The organism is Cellulomonas telluris (assembly GCF_004886325.1).
Lineage (GTDB): Bacteria > Actinomycetota > Actinomycetes > Actinomycetales > Cellulomonadaceae > Cellulomonas > Cellulomonas telluris.
This window is the reverse complement of the sequence record NZ_QXFN01000107.1, coordinates 1-522: the sequence shown is the minus strand read 5'-3', so window position 1 is coordinate 522 and position 522 is coordinate 1. Positions and strand designations below refer to the sequence as shown.

The window sequence follows — 522 nt, the reverse complement described above, 5'->3', positions numbered from 1 at the left end:
GCCCCATCGACAAGGCCTGCGGCGAGGGCCTGATGCCCGGCGCCGTCGCCGAGCTGGACCGGCTCGGCGTCGACCCCCGGGGGCGCGACCTGTCCGGCATCCGCTACCTCGACGCCAGCGGTCGCGGGCCGGCCGCGCGGTTCGCCTCCGGCCCCGGGCGCGGCGTGCGCCGCACGGTGCTGCACGACGCGCTGTCGGAGCGGGTCGCCGCAGCGGGCATCCGGGTCGACCCTCGCCCCGTCACACGGGTCGAGGTCGCCGGGGACCACGTGCTGGTCGACGGCGACCCCGTCCGGCACCTCCTCGCCGCCGACGGCCTGCACTCGTCCGTACGCCGCCTCGTCGGGCTCGACGCGCCCCCCGCCGCCCGGCGCAGGTTCGGCCAGCGGTGCCACGTGGCGCAGGCACCGTGGAGCGACTTCGTCGAGGTGCACTGGTCGCGGCGGGCCGAGGCCTACGTGACGCCGGTCGACGACGGACTGGTCGGCGTCGCCGTGCTCGCGGACGCCGGCACGCGCTTCG

General features: G+C 78.4%; 1 protein-coding gene. It reads left to right on the top strand.

Annotated elements, in window-relative coordinates; all coding sequences use genetic code 11:
* Window positions 1–32: 32 nt before the first annotated feature.
* Window positions 33–522: NAD(P)/FAD-dependent oxidoreductase (locus FB586_RS18950; protein ID WP_370741103.1), on the top strand; the 490-nt coding region annotated here is incomplete at its 3' end.